This is a genomic window from Janthinobacterium amylolyticum, assembly GCF_051380655.1.
Taxonomy (GTDB): Bacteria; Pseudomonadota; Gammaproteobacteria; order Burkholderiales; family Burkholderiaceae_D; genus Janthinobacterium.
In genome coordinates, this window is record NZ_JBNYXL010000010.1 from 145,181 (window position 1) to 161,090 (window position 15,910).

16 protein-coding genes are annotated in these 15,910 nt (G+C 64.6%); 6 read left to right on the top strand and 10 right to left on the bottom strand.

From position 1 onward, the window contains the following. Positions 1-198 precede the first annotated feature (198 nt). Positions 199-1,005, top strand: a complete 807-nt coding sequence (locus ACQ4WR_RS21265; protein WP_102297815.1) for a response regulator transcription factor — start codon at positions 199-201, stop codon at positions 1,003-1,005. A 10-nt stretch (positions 1,006-1,015) separates the two neighbouring features. Here ACQ4WR_RS21265 and ACQ4WR_RS21270 read toward each other — a convergent pair whose 3' ends face one another. Both ACQ4WR_RS21270 and pnuC read right to left on the bottom strand, forming a co-directional pair. Beyond that, positions 1,016-3,583 carry a TonB-dependent receptor gene (locus ACQ4WR_RS21270; protein ID WP_436489768.1) on the bottom strand — a complete coding sequence of 856 codons (2,568 nt, stop codon included), beginning with the start codon at positions 3,581-3,583 and terminating at the stop codon, positions 1,016-1,018. Positions 3,584-3,914: 331 nt separating this feature from the next. After that, a complete protein-coding gene (gene pnuC / locus ACQ4WR_RS21275) occupies positions 3,915-4,526 on the bottom strand; it encodes a nicotinamide riboside transporter PnuC (protein ID WP_436489770.1) in 612 nt (203 codons plus the stop codon). A gap of 195 nt (positions 4,527-4,721) precedes the next feature. On the opposite strand from pnuC, the gene ACQ4WR_RS21280 reads away from it, so the two are divergent. Next, positions 4,722-5,510 (top strand): substrate-binding periplasmic protein, encoded by a 789-nt coding sequence (locus tag ACQ4WR_RS21280; protein WP_436489772.1) that lies wholly within the window; start codon positions 4,722-4,724, stop codon positions 5,508-5,510. 5 nt (positions 5,511-5,515) lie between these two features. Here ACQ4WR_RS21280 and ACQ4WR_RS21285 read toward each other — a convergent pair whose 3' ends face one another. Together ACQ4WR_RS21285 and ACQ4WR_RS21290 are read right to left on the bottom strand one after the other, a co-directional pair. Then, positions 5,516-6,217, bottom strand: coding sequence for an isochorismatase family protein (locus ACQ4WR_RS21285; protein ID WP_219726867.1), 702 nt, complete (start codon positions 6,215-6,217; stop codon positions 5,516-5,518). 105 nt (positions 6,218-6,322) lie between these two features. After that, the gene (locus ACQ4WR_RS21290) at positions 6,323-7,189 is read right to left on the bottom strand and encodes a pirin family protein (RefSeq protein WP_436489774.1); all 867 of its coding nucleotides are present in this window, start codon (positions 7,187-7,189) and stop codon (positions 6,323-6,325) included. 130 nt (positions 7,190-7,319) lie between these two features. On the opposite strand from ACQ4WR_RS21290, the gene ACQ4WR_RS21295 reads away from it, so the two are divergent. Together ACQ4WR_RS21295 and ACQ4WR_RS21300 are read left to right on the top strand one after the other, a co-directional pair. Beyond that, positions 7,320-8,225, top strand: a complete 906-nt coding sequence (locus ACQ4WR_RS21295) for a LysR family transcriptional regulator (RefSeq protein ID WP_436489775.1) — start codon at positions 7,320-7,322, stop codon at positions 8,223-8,225. Between the two features lie 47 nt (positions 8,226-8,272). Further along, on the top strand, positions 8,273-9,100 hold the full coding sequence (locus ACQ4WR_RS21300) for a metallophosphoesterase (RefSeq protein WP_436489777.1): 828 nt from the start codon (positions 8,273-8,275) through the stop codon (positions 9,098-9,100). Here ACQ4WR_RS21300 and ACQ4WR_RS21305 read toward each other — a convergent pair. From ACQ4WR_RS21305 to bla, 3 genes are all read right to left on the bottom strand, one after another. Continuing rightward, a complete protein-coding gene (locus tag ACQ4WR_RS21305; RefSeq protein WP_436489778.1) occupies positions 9,084-9,257 on the bottom strand; it encodes a hypothetical protein in 174 nt (57 codons plus the stop codon). The genes ACQ4WR_RS21300 and ACQ4WR_RS21305 overlap by 17 nt on opposite strands. Before the next feature lie 11 nt (positions 9,258-9,268). Beyond that, entirely contained in the window at positions 9,269-10,477 is a 1,209-nt protein-coding gene (locus ACQ4WR_RS21310) for an RtcB family protein (protein ID WP_436489780.1), read from the bottom strand. 281 nt (positions 10,478-10,758) lie between these two features. Further along, positions 10,759-11,739 (bottom strand): subclass B3 metallo-beta-lactamase, encoded by a 981-nt coding sequence (bla, locus tag ACQ4WR_RS21315; protein ID WP_436489781.1) that lies wholly within the window; start codon positions 11,737-11,739, stop codon positions 10,759-10,761. Between the two features lie 137 nt (positions 11,740-11,876). Between bla and ACQ4WR_RS21320 the strand changes: the two genes are divergently transcribed. Further along, positions 11,877-12,680, top strand: a complete 804-nt coding sequence (locus ACQ4WR_RS21320; RefSeq protein WP_102296363.1) for a metallophosphoesterase family protein — start codon at positions 11,877-11,879, stop codon at positions 12,678-12,680. On the opposite strand, the gene ACQ4WR_RS21325 is transcribed toward ACQ4WR_RS21320, so the two are convergent. Continuing rightward, complete coding sequence (locus ACQ4WR_RS21325; protein WP_102296365.1) at positions 12,677-13,204, bottom strand: dihydrofolate reductase family protein; 528 nt, start codon at positions 13,202-13,204, stop codon at positions 12,677-12,679. The genes ACQ4WR_RS21320 and ACQ4WR_RS21325 overlap by 4 nt on opposite strands. A 41-nt stretch (positions 13,205-13,245) precedes the next feature. Between ACQ4WR_RS21325 and ACQ4WR_RS21330 the strand changes: the two genes are divergently transcribed. Continuing rightward, a complete protein-coding gene (locus tag ACQ4WR_RS21330) occupies positions 13,246-13,833 on the top strand; it encodes a TetR/AcrR family transcriptional regulator (RefSeq protein ID WP_436489784.1) in 588 nt (195 codons plus the stop codon). A 69-nt stretch (positions 13,834-13,902) separates the two neighbouring features. On the opposite strand, the gene ACQ4WR_RS21335 is transcribed toward ACQ4WR_RS21330, so the two are convergent. After that, positions 13,903-14,580: a type 1 glutamine amidotransferase domain-containing protein gene (locus ACQ4WR_RS21335; RefSeq protein WP_436489786.1), complete on the bottom strand. Its 678-nt coding sequence runs from the start codon at positions 14,578-14,580 to the stop codon at positions 13,903-13,905. A gap of 35 nt (positions 14,581-14,615) precedes the next feature. After that, on the bottom strand, positions 14,616-15,779 hold the full coding sequence (locus ACQ4WR_RS21340; protein ID WP_436489788.1) for an iron-containing alcohol dehydrogenase: 1,164 nt from the start codon (positions 15,777-15,779) through the stop codon (positions 14,616-14,618). Positions 15,780-15,910: the final 131 nt, after the last annotated feature.

Sequence of the window (15,910 nt, forward strand, 5' to 3'; positions counted from 1 at the left end):
ACTTGCCTCGATTGCAAACCATATTTTTTTACAATCGACATTGCTTTAAATCAATGTACGATTCGATTATTAGCCATCTAAAAAATTGCCGCTTCTTCTTGCGGAGAAACATCTTTTGAAACACGCGAAAAGCAGAAAAAAAAGAAAAAGCGAGGCATAATAAGCCACAACTTGCTTTTTGGTTAAGTCATCCAAGCCATGCCACTGACCAGCGAAACCATTAAAAAAAACATCCTGATCGTGGACGATTCCGCGTTCGAGCAGCGCATGCTGATGGAGCTGCTCAGCGAGCAGCCGTATCGTTTCAGCATTGCCTTCAACGGCTACCAGGGCTACCAGCTGGCGCTGGCCACCCATCCCGACCTGATCCTGCTCGACGTGCGCATGCCTGAAATGGATGGCTACACGGCGTGCCGCCTGCTCAAGGCCAACCCGGAAACCGAGCAGATCCCCGTGATCTTCCTCAGCGGCGCCGATGCGGCCAAAGAGCGCATCATGGGCTTGCAGGTGGGCGGGGTCGACTACATCTCGAAGCCGTTCACGCCGGACGAACTGGCCGCGCGCATCCATATCCACCTGGGGTTGATGCGTAAAAGCAACAGTACGCCACCGGCCGCCACGCCGATCGGCGAGCGCCAGCAGCATCCGGACCTGGTCTTCGTTAATGCCGTGAAGCAACTCATCCTCGACAACCTGGGCAGCTTGCCGAACTTGTCCGAGATCGCCCGCAGCGTCGGCACCTACCGCGAGAAACTCACCTTGATGTTCCGCGAACAGACGGGCATGACGGTGTTTGCCTTCATCCGCGAAGCGCGCATCGCGCGCGGCGTGGAACTGCTGCAGCAGACGGAAATCGACGTGCAGGATATCGCCCTGCTGATCGGCTTTCACAACGCGGGCAATTTCGCCACCGCCTTCCGCGAACGCATGGGCGTCACGCCCAGCGCCTACCGCCAGCGCCTGCAGGAACAGGCGGGCCAGCGGCAGGTGTCAAACGGCCACTAGAACGCGCCGCTTAGAACTTGTAGTTCAGCTTGAGCGAGGCAAAACGGCCGCGCGGGTCGGCCTGCGTATAGTCGAAGCCGGAGGCCGAGTAATCCCACGGCGCGCGCTTGTTGGCCAGGTTCTGCACGATGAAGGTGACGTTCGCGGCCGGCGTGACTTGCCAGCTGGTGGTCACGTCAAACGTGCTGAAGGCCGCCACCGATTCCGCCAGGTGCGTGCTTTGCGCATAGCTGCCCACGTAGTTCCACGTCAGGGTCGAGGCCCATTTGCCCTGCTCCCAGGTGGCCGAGGTGACGCCGCGCCATTTCGGGATCGAGCCGAAATAATTGGTGCCGGCGCCGTCCGTCAGTGGCGCGCCATCGGACAGCGGTTCGGCAAAGCGCAGCACGCGGCTCAGCTGGCCGGCCAGGGTCAGCTTGCCCCAGTCCTTGTCGATGAAGCGCTGGCGCAGGTCCAGGTCGATGCCGGACACTTCGCGCTGGCCCTGGTTGCGGTACTGGCGGTACAGAGTGGTAATGCGGCCATCGGCATCGCGCGTGATCTTTTGCGGCGCGGTCGCTTCATTGGCGAGGGTGGTGGTGGCGCTTTCCGTGCCGATCACGCCCTCCTGCTTGATGCGGTAGTAATCGAGACCGATGCTCGAACTGCTGGTGGGCGACACCACCACGCCCAGGTTCAGGTTATTCGAGCGCTCCGGACGCAGCGCCGTATTGGCGATGGTAATGGCCGTCACGCCGCGCGTCTGCGTCGGCGTGATCGGGTCGCGCGGATCGAGCACGCTGACATAGCTGACGGCCGTGCTTTGCGTAATTTCCGGCAACGACGGCGCACGGAAGCCGCGCGAGACGGTGCCGCGCAGCAGCAGCCACGGCGCCGCCTGGTAGCGCGCGCTGGCTTTCGGCGAAAACGCATTGCCGAAATCGCTGTAATGGTCGGCGCGGCCCGCCAGGTTGACGGACAGGTCTTTCACGACGGGCACGTTGAATTCGGCAAACAGGGCCGACACGCTGCGCGAGCCGTTGATGATGTTGATGGCCGGGCGCAGTTCCGTGCCCGACAACACGGCCGTCGAGGTTTGCGAATCCATCTTTTCGCGGCGCCACTGGGCGCCGGCGGCAAAGCCCAGCGGGCCGGCCGGCAATTGCCACAGGTCTTTCGCGGCCGAAAAGTCGACCGTGTCGAGCGTCGATTCGGCCGGACGCAGGGTCGACAGGCGCAGGCGGTTGCGCACGGCTTCGCTGTTTTGCGACTGGTCAAAGAAATTGTAGCTGCCGTCGGCCAGCACCTTCTGGAATTCATAGCGGTTGACGAAGTTCTGCACGGGTTCTTCCAGCTTGCTGCTGGAGTGGCCCACGGCCGCATCCCAGTCCCAACCCGCCAGCGTGCCTTTCACGCCGGCCAGGGCGCGGTAGAACGTGACCCGGTCCTGCTTCAGGCGCGGCCCCAGGTCGAACAGGGTGGCCGTAAACGGCAGGGGCGTCGTGCCCGGATTGTTCGGATGACCCACGGGCAGCACCACGGGTATCGTGTCGAGCGCCTGCGTGGCGTTGTTCCACACGCGCGTGGCATTGTTGACCGTCAACGGCGCGCTGAAGGTCTGGTCGGCGCGCGAATAGCTGTGCAGCAAGTCGACATACGCTTCCGTCTCCGCATTCAGTTTAAAGGTGGCGCGCGCCGCCGTATGCACGCGCTCGATGCCGGGAATCAGGGTTTTATACGGCGACGGATTGTAGGCCAGCACTTGCCCCGTCTTGCCGGGCGAGATGTCGCCGTAATTGACCAGTTGCAGCGGGCCGCGCACGCCGCCCAGGATACGCGTGGGGTCGCTGCCCGCGTAGTTGGTGGCAACCCAGCCCAGCGCGCCGCGCTGCTGCGTGCGGAAATCCGCGTCGCGCATCCACGCCACGTCGCTTTGCTGCAGCTTGTCGCGCTGCTGCGCGTCGATCGAGAAGACCAGGCTGTAGCCGTCTTCCTCCAGCTTGCCAAAACCCGTCTGCAGGGCCGCGCTTTTTTCATGCTGGCCCGTGCCTTCGGTCGAGCCGCCCCACTGCGCCGTAATGTCCGTGCCCGTGAATTCCTTATACAGGATGATGTTGACCACGCCGGCCACGGCGTCGGAGCCATAGACCGACGAGGCGCCATCCTTGAGCACTTCGATGCGCTGCACGGCCGCCATCGGCAGGCTGTTCAGGTCGACAAAGGTTTCCTGCAGATTTTGCGCCGTGGCATAGCTGGCCACGCGCTTGCCATTGACGAGGATCAGGGTATTTTTCTGGCCGATGCCGCGCAGCGACAGGCCCGAGGTGCCGGCCGAGAAACTGCCCGTGTACTGCTCGTTGTAGCTGTTGCCGCTATTGGCGGAAATCGCGCGCAGCACGTCGGCGACGCTGGTCTTGCCGCTGGCCTTGAGCTCCTTGGCGGTGATGACCTGCACGGCGCTGGCGCCCTCTTTTTCGCTGACGCGGATATTCGATCCGGTCACGTTGACTCTCGCCATTTCCTCCTCGGCATGGGCGATGGTGGAGACGGCGGGAAAAGCGGCGGCGATGGCAAGACTGATGGCGAGTGGTTTGAACATGGTTTCCTCTTGATGGGATTGCGGCCTTTTTCAGGTGAAAAGGCCGAGCGGGGGCACGCGGACCGGGCAGGCCAGCGGGCAAACAACAAACGGGGGACGTGCGGGAATTACGGGATGCGTGGGCGGCCACGCATCGGCATCCACTGCGCCATGCAGTGCATGGTCAGCTGGTGCCGGGCGGCGGAAAAAATGGCAGAAAGGGTAAAGCGCGACATAAAAGACACCGGTAAGCGGGGAAATGCCACTATATCGCGGTGCCTTTATGGCGTGAACGAATTAAAAATTGAATGTATATACGATTTGGATCTAAGGACTTGTCATCTGACAACATTCACGCATCGGCGATGGTCGTGGCCGTGCCGGGCACGGGCGGCGCTGCGGCCGCCGCGCGGCGCGCCTGCACGCCCCACCAGTACCAGGAGATCAGCGCGTTGACCCAGTAGGCCGCGTACAGCACGGCCGTCAGGTGCAGGCCGCGGCTGTAGTACAGCGGCACGGCCACCGTGTTGACCAGCAGCCAGAAGCCCCAGGTTTCGATGCGCCGGTTCATCAGCAAAAATTGCGCGATGATGCTGAAGACCAGCACGGCCGAATCGATGAAGGGCGCATACGCATTGGTAAAGCGGTGCAGCAGCATGCCGTAGACGGCGACGGCGGCGATGCCGGCCGGCACGATCCACGCCAGGCTGCGCCAGCCCGTGCGCGTGATCGGCAAGGGCTGGCCCGCCGCGCCGCGCCGCCACTGCAGCCAGCCGATGACGCAGGTGACGATGAAGAACAGCTGCAGCATCACGTCGGCGTACAGGTTGACCTGGTAAAACAGCACGGCAAACAGCACGCAGCCGACGATGCCGATCCACCAGGAATGAATATTGTTGCGGCCGGCCAGGATGATGGAAACAGTCATCAGCGCATTGGCGGCGATCTCGAGCGGGGGAGTCAAGCGGTATTCCTTTGCAGTGGAGGCACGGCGCCACTATAGCCGATTCCACTGCCCGTTGTCCGCCGTGCCTGGCTATGGCGCGCGCCCGCGATTGTGCGAAAAGCGCGCACAAATCCACGAAAAACACGGCCATGGCGCCGTTGACGGCCCTCGCCCCTTGACTTATCCGGGCATTCTGGCAAATTGGATAGCAAGTTGACACTCTATGGAAGCACCTCCCGTATGCGCCTGCGCCATTTCCTGTTTACGGCCGTGCTTGGTGTAACTGCCACGCCCGCCGTGGCCTGCCGCATGACGATGGCGCTGGAGCAATGGCCGCCGTATGTCTACCGCGATGCGCAGGGCAGCTATACGGGGCTGGACCTGGAGCTGCTGCAGGCGATCTTCAAGGAAGCGCAATGCACGCTCGTCACGCTGCCGGAACTGCCCACGGCGCGGCGCCAGCTGCTGTTCCAGAAAGGCGGGCTGGATCTGATGCTGGCCGCCTCGGAGACGCCCGAGCGGCTGTCGTATGCGCGCTTTTCCATCGCCTACCGCGACGAAGCCGTGGGCCTGTTCAGCAAACCGGGCAATGCCGCCAGCCAGCCGCCGGTCGGCAGCTTCGCGCAGCTGGCGCGCGGCAAGTCGACCCTGCTGGCGCCCAAGGTGGGCTGGTATGGCGCCCAGTATGCGGCGGCCCGCGCGCAGCTGGAAAAGGAAAGCCGCCTGAATACCTTCGGCGGCTTCCAGCAAGGCGTGCGCATGCTCGATGCGGGCCGCGCCGACCTGCTGATGGGCGACGTGCTGGCCGTGCGCCACGAAGCGCGCCAGCAGGGCGTGGCCTTGCGTACCCTGCCCTTCCTCGCCCTGCGTGCGCCCGTGCACCTGATGCTCAATGCGCGCAGCACCAGCAGCGCCGACCTGGCGCGCCTGAACGCCGCCATCACGCGCCTGGAACAGCGCGGCGCGCTGGCGGCGATCCGCGCCCGCTACGAGGCGCCTTAGCCCCCTCAGCCCTTGCTGGCCGCTTCGAGGATTTCCAGCTTGGTCTCGCGGCCATTCTTTTGCACGCCCTGCGCCTTGTCGTAGCTTTCGATCAGCGCGCGGTACGGCGGCACGATGTGGTCCGTCATGATGGCGGCAAATTCCATCGCGTCGGCGCGGTTCCAGGTGCTCATCACTTCAGCCAGCACGGCATACGTGTCGATCGGCACGGCGCCGGCCTGGGTGACGCGCGCCATGGTGATGTCGGTGGCCATCTTCGACCAGTTGCCCGACGCATCGATGATGGCAAACACCTTGTAGCCGGCGGCCAGCGCGCTGATCGTGGGGAAGGCCATGCACACGCTGGTGAGCGTGCCGGCGATCAGCAGGGTCTTGCGGCCGGTCTTTTCAATCGCCTCGACCCACGCCGGATTGTCCCAGGCATTGATCTGGCCCGTGCGGGGAATGTAGACGGCTTCCGGGTTGAAATGGTGGATTTCCGGGATCAATGGGCCATTCGGGCCATCGGGCACGGAGGCGGTGGTGAAGGTCGGCATGTTGGCCAGGCGCGACAGCTTGGCCAGCGCCGTGACGTGGCCGCGCAGCACGTGCTGCTCGATGTCGCGCACCAGCTGGAACAAGCCGCTCTGGTGGTCGATCAGCAGCATGACGGCGTCATCGGGATCGATCATCGGGGGCAATCCGTTGAAATTGGCGGGGGTGCTCATGGTAGTCTCCTGGAAGTGGCGCCATCTGGCGGCGCCGTGTGCATGCCCATGCCGCGGGATGCGGCATGGGGTATTACTCGCTGCTTGCTGCTTACTGCTTGCTGCTTACGGCGCGATGCGGGCAAAGCGGCCGCTGTTGAAATCCTCGAACGCCTGCACGATTTCCGCTTCGCTGTTCATGACGAAGGGGCCATGGCCGACGATCGGCTCGTCGATCGGCTCGCCGCTCAGCAGCAGTACCACGGCGTCGTTGTTCGCCTCGATGGTGATGCTGTCGCCATCGCGCTCGAACAGCGCCATCTGCGCTTCGCGCAGCACGCTCTCGCCGTTGACCAGCACCGTGCCGTGCAGGACGATCAGCGCCGTGCTCCAGCCTGGCGTGACGGGCAATTCCGTCAACTTGCCCTGGGCCAGGCGCATGTCCCACACCTGCATCGGCGAGAACGTGCGGGCCGGTCCGTGCTGGCCGTCGAATTCGCCGGCGATGACGCGCACGGAGCCGGCGCCGTCCGGCAGCGTCACCGTAGGAATGGTGTCGCTGGTGATGGCCTGGTAGCCGGGCGCCGCCATCTTGTTTTTCGCCGGCAGGTTGACCCACAGCTGCACCATTTCCAAGGTACCGCCCGACTGCGTGAAGGCTGGCGAGTGAAACTCTTCATGCAGGATGCCGGCGCCTGCCGTCATCCATTGCACATCGCCGGGGCCGATCACGCCGCCCTGGCCCGTCGAATCGCGGTGCGCCACTTCGCCCTTGTAGACGATGGTCACGGTTTCAAAGCCGCGGTGCGGATGCGAACCGACGCCAGGTGGACGGGTGCCGGGTGCGAATTCGGCCGGACCTGCATAGTCGAGCAGCAGGAATGGGCTCAGCTGCTTGCCATGGCCGTTGTACGAAAACATCGAGCGCACGGGGAAACCGTCGCCGACCCAGTGCTGGCGCGGTGCGCTGTAGATACCGGTGATTTTGTTCATCTCGATCTCCTGTGTGAGTATGTTCGGCAGTGGAACTGCGATGGAGACAGAATACGCTTGCAACGATGAGTGCGCTAGACGGTAAAATGTGCCATCAGCGTTCTAAATATGGAACGATCAAGGAGAGGGCATGCAGGATCTGAATGACTTGTATTATTTTGTGCAGGTGGTCGACCATGGCGGCTTCGCCCCGGCCGGGCGCGCGCTGGGCATGCCGAAATCCAAGCTGAGCCGGCGCATCGCGCTGCTGGAAGAGCGCCTCGGGGTGCGCCTGCTGCAGCGCACCACGCGGCACTTTTCCGTCACCGAGGTGGGGCAGTCGTTTTACGAGCATTGCAAGGCCATGCTGGTGGAGGCGGAAGCGGCGCAGGATGCCATCGAGCTGACGCGCGCCGCGCCGCGCGGCACGGTGCGCCTGTCCTGCCCCATCGCCCTGCTGCAATCGCTGGTCGCGCCCATGCTGGCCAGTTTCATGCGTGAACATCCGCAAGTGACGCTGCTGCTCGAAGCGACCAACCGCCGCGTCGACCTGGTGGCCGAAGGCATCGACGTGGCCATCCGCGTGCGCCCGCCGCCGCTGCCCGACAGCGATCTCGTGCTGCGCGTGCTGGCCGAGCGCAGCCAGTGCATGGTGGGCAGTCCGCTGCTGTTTGGCGACGCGCCTGTCCCGCAGGCGCCGGCCGACCTGGCCGACTGGCCCAGCCTGGCCCTGGGCGCGCCGCAGCAGCATTACCAGTGGGATTTGTACGGCCCCGGTGGCGCGCGCGCGCAGCTGCGCCATGCGCCGCGTTTCGTCACGGGCGACATGCTGACCCTGCGCGACGCGGCCGTGGCCGGCGTAGGCGTGGTGCAGCTGCCGACCATGATGATTACCGCGCAGGTGGCCGATGGCAGCCTGCTGCCGCTGATGGAGCAATGGCGGCCGCAGCGCGAAATCATCCACGCCGTCTTCCCGTCGCGGCGCGGCCTGCTGCCGGCCGTGCGCATGCTGATCGACCACCTGGCGCAGGCGTTCGCCGCGCTGCAGGAAGAATGAAGCCTTTCAGGTAGGATGGCAGTCTCTCCCTGCGCCTGGAAAACCGCATGCGTCTATTGATCCTGTCCGACCTGCACCATGAGTTATGGCGCGACGATGCGCCGCAAGGCGACCTGGCCATCAGCCGTCCAGACGCCGTCATCCTGGCCGGCGACATCGACACGGGCACGCGCGCCGTCGCCTGGGCAGCCACCGCGTTTGCCGGCCTGCCCGTACTGTACGTGCACGGCAACCACGAAGGCTATGGCCACCACCTGGACAAGGTACGCCAGGAGCTGCGCGCGGCCTGCGCCGCCACGCCGAACGTGCATTTTCTCGACGCGAATACGCATCTGATAGCAGACCAGGACGGCAACAAGGTGCGCTTCCTGGGTGCCACCCTGTGGACGGATTTCCGCCTGCTGGGCGACGACACGCGCCAGACGGCCATGCGCGACGCGGAAGCCCTGATGAACGACTACAAGCGCATCCGCCTGGCCGGCATGGGCTTTCGCAAGCTGCGCGCGGCCGACACGGCCATGTTCCACGCGCAGCAAAAAGCCTGGCTGGCGCGCGAACTGGCGCAGCCCTTTGACGGCGGCACGGTGGTCATCAGCCACATGGCGCCGTCGCTGCAGTCGCTCGACGCCGCCCATGGCGGCGCAGCGCATGCGCCCGCCTATGCCTCGCGCCTGGAAGAACTGGCCGCGCAGGCGGACCTGTGGGTGCATGGCCACATCCACGCTTCGCGCGATTATCAGCTGGGCCCATGCCGCGTCGTCAGCAATCCGTGCGGCTACAAGACACGCGACGGCACGCCGCAAAACCCCGACTTTGACCCGGACTTCATCGTCGAGCTGCAGCCGCGTCGTTCGGGCGCTAATCGTCCGGCTTGAGACGCCCCGCCAGCAATTGCTGCAGGCGGTGCTTGCCGGCCCGGCGCGCCGCGCGTGGCGACGCCTCCGACTGGTGCGCGCCGGCGCCGCCGCGCAGTTTCGCCGCCGCCACCAGCCGATTGCGCGGCTTGGGCGTGGTTTTTAGCTTGATTTTCATGTTTTCTCCTTTCAGCCCTTGATGCAGACGACCTGGCGCAAGGTATGCACCACTTCCACCAGGTCGCTCTGGTGCGCCATGACGGCGTCGATATTTTTATACGCTGCCGGAATCTCGTCGACCACGCCGCCGTCCTTGCGGCATTCGATGCCGGCAGTCTGCTCGGCCAGGTCGAAGCGGTCGTAGCGGCGCTTTGCCTCGCTGCGGCTCATGCTGCGCCCGGCCCCGTGCGAGCAGGAGCAGAACGATGCGGGATTGCCCTTGCCGCGCACGATGAAGCTGCGCGCACCCATGCTGCCGGGGATGATGCCCAGCTCCCCCTGCCGTGCTGAAATGGCGCCCTTGCGCGTCACGTACAAGTCCTCATGGCCATGCGTTTCGCGCGCGATGTAGTTGTGGTGGCAGTTGATGGCTTCCCCGTCGAGCTGGAACGGCGGCGCGAACTTCACCAGCACGTCGAGCACGCGGCGCATCATCTCGCCGCGGTTGAGCAGTGCGTAATCCTGCGCCCAGTCCACCGCTTCCACATAGTCATCGAACACTGTCGAGCCTGCACTCAGGTAGGCCAGGTTCGCATCCGGCAGCTGCAGCTGGTGGCGCCGCATGTCCTTTTGCGCGGCGGCGATGAAATAGCGGCCGATCGCATTGCCGATGCCGCGCGAACCCGAATGCAGCATGACCCACACGCGCTGCTCCTCATCGAGGCAGATTTCAATAAAATGGTTGCCGCCACCGAGCGTGCCTGCCTGGCAGATCCACGTGCGCTCGAACTGGCGCAGCATCTTGGCGATGCCGCGATGGCGCTCGACGATGTGCTCCAGGCGGCCGGCGAGGGGGCGCGCGGCGCGCGCATGGCGCGAGCCCTGTACGCGGCTCCAGTCATGCTGCTCGAAGCCGACGGGGACCTCCGCTTCGATGGCGCTGCGCAGGCGCGCCAGGTTGTCGGGCAAGTCGCTGGCCGTCAGGGTGGTGCGCACGGCGTTCATGCCGCAGCCGATGTCCACGCCCACGGCGGCCGGGATGATGGCGCCGCGCGTGGGGATCACACTGCCGACGGTGGCGCCGGTGCCGGCATGCACGTCAGGCATGGCCGCCACATGCGGATGGACGATGGGCAGGCTGGCGATATGCTGCAGCTGGCGCAGGGCCTGCGCATCGATATCGTCGGTAAAAATATGCACGGGCACCCGGGCGCCGTGCAAGGTCTGATGAATGGGCATAACGGTATTCCTTGGGTTTGTCGTTATGCCGGGGTGCTGGTAAAGCAAAAAACCCCGGCGAGTTTCCTCACCGGGGTTTTCAAGGACACCGGCTCGGGACCGGCAAGATGCCGATGGCCCCGAGCGTCATGCACGGGGCTAGTGGTAGAACAATTTGCTGCCAGCCAGCTCGAACATGGGGATCCTTTCTTTTTGTTGGGTTAATCTGCACTACGGACATTGATTCTGCACCGGATGCTGCAGTGCGTCAACCGCTTTGCATGGCGAATGCGCCAACGTTGTTATTTTGTCGCAGCCTCGCCATCCTTGGCAGTTTCCTGGGCTTTCTGCCTGGCTTTTTCCTTGGCGATGCGCGCATCGAGCTTGGCTTCATTCCTGGCCGCATAATCGCGGCACGCCTGCGCATCGATGAAGGGATTCGGCGTGGCGCCTTCCAGCAGACGCCTGAGTTTTTCATCGGCGCCGGAATGGTCGGGGTGGGCCGAGATCAGGATATCGCAGGGCAGTTTGGCGAAGTCACGCATGGTGCGGCGGAAGGCCGGCGTCATGTCGGCATGATCCGCATCGCCACTGAAGTGGAAATCACCGGCGCCCACCGGCGTGAGGCTGGCGCCGAACACCACGTTCAGGCAATCATCGCCTGCCGCATCCTCGCACGAGACCCAGGTCCAGCTGGTGCTGCCCGGCGTATGGCCGGGCGTATAGCGTGCCGTCACCGTCACGCCGCCCAGGCGCAGGGTCTCGCCATCGGCGATCTCGCGCACGTTTTCAACGGCCGGCATGGCATCGATTGCGCCCGCCTGCGGATCCGTGTCGAGCACCTTGCCCGCGCGTAGCGCCTGCGCGCCCAGCGGGCTGGCGACGACTTGCGCGCCGCTGTCGCGCGCCAGCGCGGCGATGCCGCCCGAATGGTCGAAGTGCGCTTCCGTATTCAGGATGAACTTGATGTCCTGCACGCGAAAGCCCAGCTCGAGGATATGTTCCTCGATGGCCGCCACCGACTGCGGCAGCGCGCCGTCGATTAGGATCAAGCCGTCGCGCGTGTCGATCAGCACAGCGCTCAAGCCGCCCACGCCCACGTAATACGTGTCGCCATGGATGCGCGCCGGCTGTTGCGGACGGTTCCACTGCTCCGCGTACGGCGAGGCGATCGGCTGCGTCAGTGGATCGGCGGCCGGCGCGGCCACCTGCGCGGTGGATGCCAGCGGCGCGGCGGCCAGAGCGATACTCAACAAGGTCTTGGGAAGGAAGAAGGGCTGCATGCGGCTCCAGAAGTAAGTGTGCAATGGCGGTGGGCGATGCCACAGGGTAACGTCGGCGGCCGCACGCGGTCAAGCACGCCGCCGCGCGGCCGCCCGTTTGCGCTACGATAGAGGCCCGTCACTGCTCCCCTATCGCCATGCGTCTGCTGATCCTGTCCGACCTGCACCTGGAAGTCTGGGGTGACGACACCCCCGCCATCGACCTTGCCGCCAGCCGCCCCGACGTGGTGATCCTGGCCGGCGACATTGACACGGGCAACAACGCCATCGCCTGGGCCGCGCGCACTTTTGGCGCCCTGCCCGTGCTGTACGTGCACGGCAACCACGAAGGCTACGGCCACCAGCTCGAACACATGCAGGACGCCGTGCGCGAGGCCTGCGCCAGCGCCAATGCGCACGGCGCCAGCATCCGCCTGCTCGACGGCGACGCCGTGGAATTGAACGGCGTGCGCTTCCTCGGCGCGACGCTGTGGACGGACTTCCTGCTGTTCGGCGCGGAGCGTCAGGAAGAAGCCTTGAATGCGGCGCAAAGCTACATGCCCGACTACCAGCGCATCAGCACGGGCGGCGACACGCCACGCCTGCTGTGCGCGGCCGACACGGCGCAGCTGCACGCGCAACACAAGGCCTGGCTGCAACAGCAGCTGGCGCAGCCCTTCAATGGCAGGACGGTGGTCATCACGCACATGGCGCCGTCGATGCTGTCGGTGGAAGAGCAATACGCAACGAACTTGGGCTCGCCCGCGTTTGCCTCGCAGCTTGATGCAATGGTGGCGCAAGCGGACCTGTGGGTGCATGGCCACATGCACGCCTCGCTCGACTACCGCATCCAGGACTGCCGCGTGGTCTGCAACCCGTGCGGCTACAAGCGGCCGGATGGCACCCCCGAGAACGAAGCTTTTGACACAGGCTTTATCGTCGAACTGGCCAACGTGGCTTAATTTTTGCGGTAGCGCAGCTGCACCACGCCGCTGGGCAGCTGGCGCGTGCCATCGAGCCGCCAGTCGCTACGCGGCAAGCCGTCTTCGAACAGGCGCACGCCGCGCCCCAGCACCACAGGCAGCACGGACAAGGTCAGGCTGTCGATGACGCCTTCGCGCAAGCCGGCGCGGATGACGGCGCCGCCGTCCAGATACACGTGGCGGCAGCCCTCCCCTGCCAACGCCTCCAGCACGTCCCGCACGCTGCCTTCGCGGCGCGTTTCCCCGTGGCGCGGCACGAAGTCGCGGTGGCTGAGTACCACCACGCGCTTGCCCGCATACGGCCATGGTTCGAAGCCCAGCACGGCGTCATAGGTGGTGCGGCCGATCAGCAAGGTATCGACTTGCTCCATCAAGGCCGTGTAGCCGGTGGCCTCGGGCGAATCGGGTGCCAGTTCGGCCAGCCAGGACAGGTCGCCATCCTCTCCCGCGATACAGCCGTCGATGCTGGTGCCGAGAAAAACACTGACAATAGGCAGGTTCATGGATATTCCTTCATTTAATTCTACGGTGTAGAATTATGCCCATGGAAACCAAAAAACTTCAAGCCATCGAACCTGCCGTGCGCCGCGCCGGGCGGCCACGCCGCGCCGCGCCCGCGCTGGACAGCGCCAGCATCCTGCAGGCGGCTTTGCCCCTGCTGGAAGAGCAAGGCGAAGCGTTCTCGCTGCGCGCGCTGGCGCAGAAGCTGGGCGTCGACACCATGGCCCTGTATCACTACTATGCGGGTAAAGAGGAATTGTTGCTGGCATTGATGGCGGTGCGTTTTGCCGCGCTCGATCCGGCGCAGCCGCCGTTTACGCGGCGCCAGGCGCCGCCACGGCGCGTGCTCGCGCTATGCGCGCTGTACCTGGAGCTGGTCAGCGCCACGCCGTATTTCGTGCGCCTGATGGCGCGCGGACTGGTGACGCAAGCCGACGTGGCCGAACGCTTTGCGGCGCTGTTTGAGCAGGCCCTCGACGGCCTCGAACTGGATAGGAAAACCCGGCAGCGCGGGTGCGATACGCTTGTCGATTTCCTGCACGGTTATGCGCTGGCGGGCAGGCCGGCCAGCGAGACTGTCTGGCATGCATCGGTCGGCCTGATCCTGGCGGGCATGACCGCCGCAGCATGAAGAATCCGGGCCCACCCAGGCCCTGCCTGTCCGCCTCGCGCACCGGCAGGGCCTCAGGCCATCAAGCCATCAAGCCAGCAGCTTGAGCAGCGCCTGGGCAGCCGCTTCCGACGATGCGGGATTCTGGCCCGTGACCAGCAAGCCATCGGTGACGGCGTACGGCTGCCAGTCGCCCAGCTTGGAGTAAACACCGCCGTTTTGCTTGAGCATGTCCTCGACGAGGAAAGGCACGATGGCCGTCAAGCCGACGGCCTCTTCCTCCGTATTCGTAAAGCCTGTCACCTGCTTGCCGCGCACCAGCGGCGTGCCATCGGCCGCCTTCACGTGGCGCAGCACGCCGGGCGCGTGGCAGACGGCGGCGACCGGTTTGCCGGCGGCGATCATCTGCTCGATCAGCGCGATCGAATGCGGGTCTTCAGCCAGGTCCCACAATGGGCCATGGCCGCCCGGGTAGAACACGGCGTCAAAATCGGCCACCTTCACGTCGGCCAGCTTGCCCGTGCTGGCCAGCACGGCTTGCGCATCGGCGTCCTGCTTGAAGCGGCGCGTGGCATCCGTTTGCGACTCCGGTTCGTCGCTTTTCGGATCCAGCGGCGGCTGGCCGCCCAGCGGCGAGACCACCGTCAGCGTGGCCCCCGCTTCTTTCAACGCGTAATAAGGAGCGGCGAATTCTTCCAGCCAGAAGCCGGTTTTCTTGCCGGTGTCGCCCAGTTGGTCGTGCGAGGTCAGTACCATCAGAATGTTCATCTTGTTTCCTTTTCAGTGAGCTTGCGGGGTGAGGATTACAGTGCTGCTTCGAGAATGCGGCGGCTGCGCGCGAGGTCGATATCGCGGTGTTCGCCCAGTGCGGTCATGCCATGTACTTCCAATTGCTTCAGTACCGCTTCCACCGCTTCCTGGCCCAACTGATAGGCCGACAAACGGGTCGGGATGCCCAGCCCTTCAAAGAAGGCGCGCGTACGGGCGATGGCGGCATCGATGCGTTCGTCCTCGCTGCCTTGCGTGATGTTCCAGACACGTTCGCCATACTGTAGCAACTTGCCGCGTTTCTGTTCGCGCTGTACGTCCAGCAGCGCAGGCAGCACCAGCGCCAGGGTGCGCGCATGGTCGATGTCGTACAGGGCCGTCAGTTCGTGGCCGATCATGTGGGTGGCCCAGTCCTGCGGCACGCCGGCGCCGATCAGGCCATTCAGGGCCAGGGTGGCCGTCCACATCAGGTTGGCGCGCGTGGCGTAATCGTCGGGCGAGGCGACGGCCTGCGGCGCGATCTCGACCAGGGTTTGCAGCAAGCCTTCGGCAAAGCGGTCCTGCACCATGGCCTGCACCGGATAGGTCAGATACTGTTCCGTCGTGTGCACAAAAGCGTCAACCACGCCATTGGCCACCTGCGTGGCCGGCAAGGTGAAGGTCTTGCTGGGATCAAGCACGGAGAATTGCGGGTACAGCAGCGGGTTGCGGAAACTCAGCTTGTCATGCGTGGCTTTTTTCGTCACCACGCCGCCGCTGTTCATTTCCGACCCCGTGGCCGGCAAGGTCAGCACCGTGCCGAACGGCAGGGCACGCTGCACATTGGCGCCGCCGCGCTCGGCGATTTCCCACGGCTCGCCGTCATACAGGGCAGCGGCGGCGACGAACTTGGTGCCGTCGATCACCGAGCCGCCGCCGACGGCCAGCAGGAAGTCACTTTTTTCACTGCGCACCAGGGCCACGGCGCGCATCAGGGTTTCATAGCTGGGATTCGGTTCGATGCCGCCGAACTCCCGCACGCTGCGCTGGCCCTGCGCAAGAGCAGCACGCACCTCGGCCAGGGTGCCGGTCTTTTCCGCGCTGGCGCCGCCGTACAAAATCAGCACGCGCGCGTCCTGCGGCACCAGGGTGGACAATTTGGCGACGGTATCGGCGCCGAAGACGATCTTCGTCGGGTTATGGAATTCAAAATTTTTCATCAGTAGCTCCATTATTATTAGACTGGTCGTCTAGAAATCAATTCAAAAAAACGCGGACAGTAGCGTCATCCGCGCTCACACTCGCGATGGCACCCGCTTGCGCCTGCCATCGCTGCATGCTTCAGTACCTT

Bases quoted from the DNA above. Each gene is read 5' to 3' on its own strand.
- ACQ4WR_RS21335 (WP_436489786.1), bottom strand. From the start codon at position 14,580: ATGAACATTCTGATGGTACTGACCTCGCACGACCAACTGGGCGACACC.
- ACQ4WR_RS21270 (WP_436489768.1), bottom strand. From the start codon at position 3,583: ATGTTCAAACCACTCGCCATCAGTCTTGCCATCGCCGCCGCTTTTCCC.
- ACQ4WR_RS21300 (WP_436489777.1), top strand. From the start codon at position 8,273: ATGCGTCTATTGATCCTGTCCGACCTGCACCATGAGTTATGGCGCGAC.
- ACQ4WR_RS21330 (WP_436489784.1), top strand. From the start codon at position 13,246: ATGGAAACCAAAAAACTTCAAGCCATCGAACCTGCCGTGCGCCGCGCC.
- ACQ4WR_RS21310 (WP_436489780.1), bottom strand. From the start codon at position 10,477: ATGCCCATTCATCAGACCTTGCACGGCGCCCGGGTGCCCGTGCATATT.
- ACQ4WR_RS21285 (WP_219726867.1), bottom strand. From the start codon at position 6,217: ATGAGCACCCCCGCCAATTTCAACGGATTGCCCCCGATGATCGATCCC.
- ACQ4WR_RS21320 (WP_102296363.1), top strand. From the start codon at position 11,877: ATGCGTCTGCTGATCCTGTCCGACCTGCACCTGGAAGTCTGGGGTGAC.
- ACQ4WR_RS21305 (WP_436489778.1), bottom strand. From the start codon at position 9,257: ATGAAAATCAAGCTAAAAACCACGCCCAAGCCGCGCAATCGGCTGGTG.
- ACQ4WR_RS21325 (WP_102296365.1), bottom strand. From the start codon at position 13,204: ATGAACCTGCCTATTGTCAGTGTTTTTCTCGGCACCAGCATCGACGGC.
- ACQ4WR_RS21265 (WP_102297815.1), top strand. From the start codon at position 199: ATGCCACTGACCAGCGAAACCATTAAAAAAAACATCCTGATCGTGGAC.
- ACQ4WR_RS21295 (WP_436489775.1), top strand. From the start codon at position 7,320: ATGCAGGATCTGAATGACTTGTATTATTTTGTGCAGGTGGTCGACCAT.
- bla (WP_436489781.1), bottom strand. From the start codon at position 11,739: ATGCAGCCCTTCTTCCTTCCCAAGACCTTGTTGAGTATCGCTCTGGCC.
- ACQ4WR_RS21340 (WP_436489788.1), bottom strand. From the start codon at position 15,779: ATGAAAAATTTTGAATTCCATAACCCGACGAAGATCGTCTTCGGCGCC.
- ACQ4WR_RS21290 (WP_436489774.1), bottom strand. From the start codon at position 7,189: ATGAACAAAATCACCGGTATCTACAGCGCACCGCGCCAGCACTGGGTC.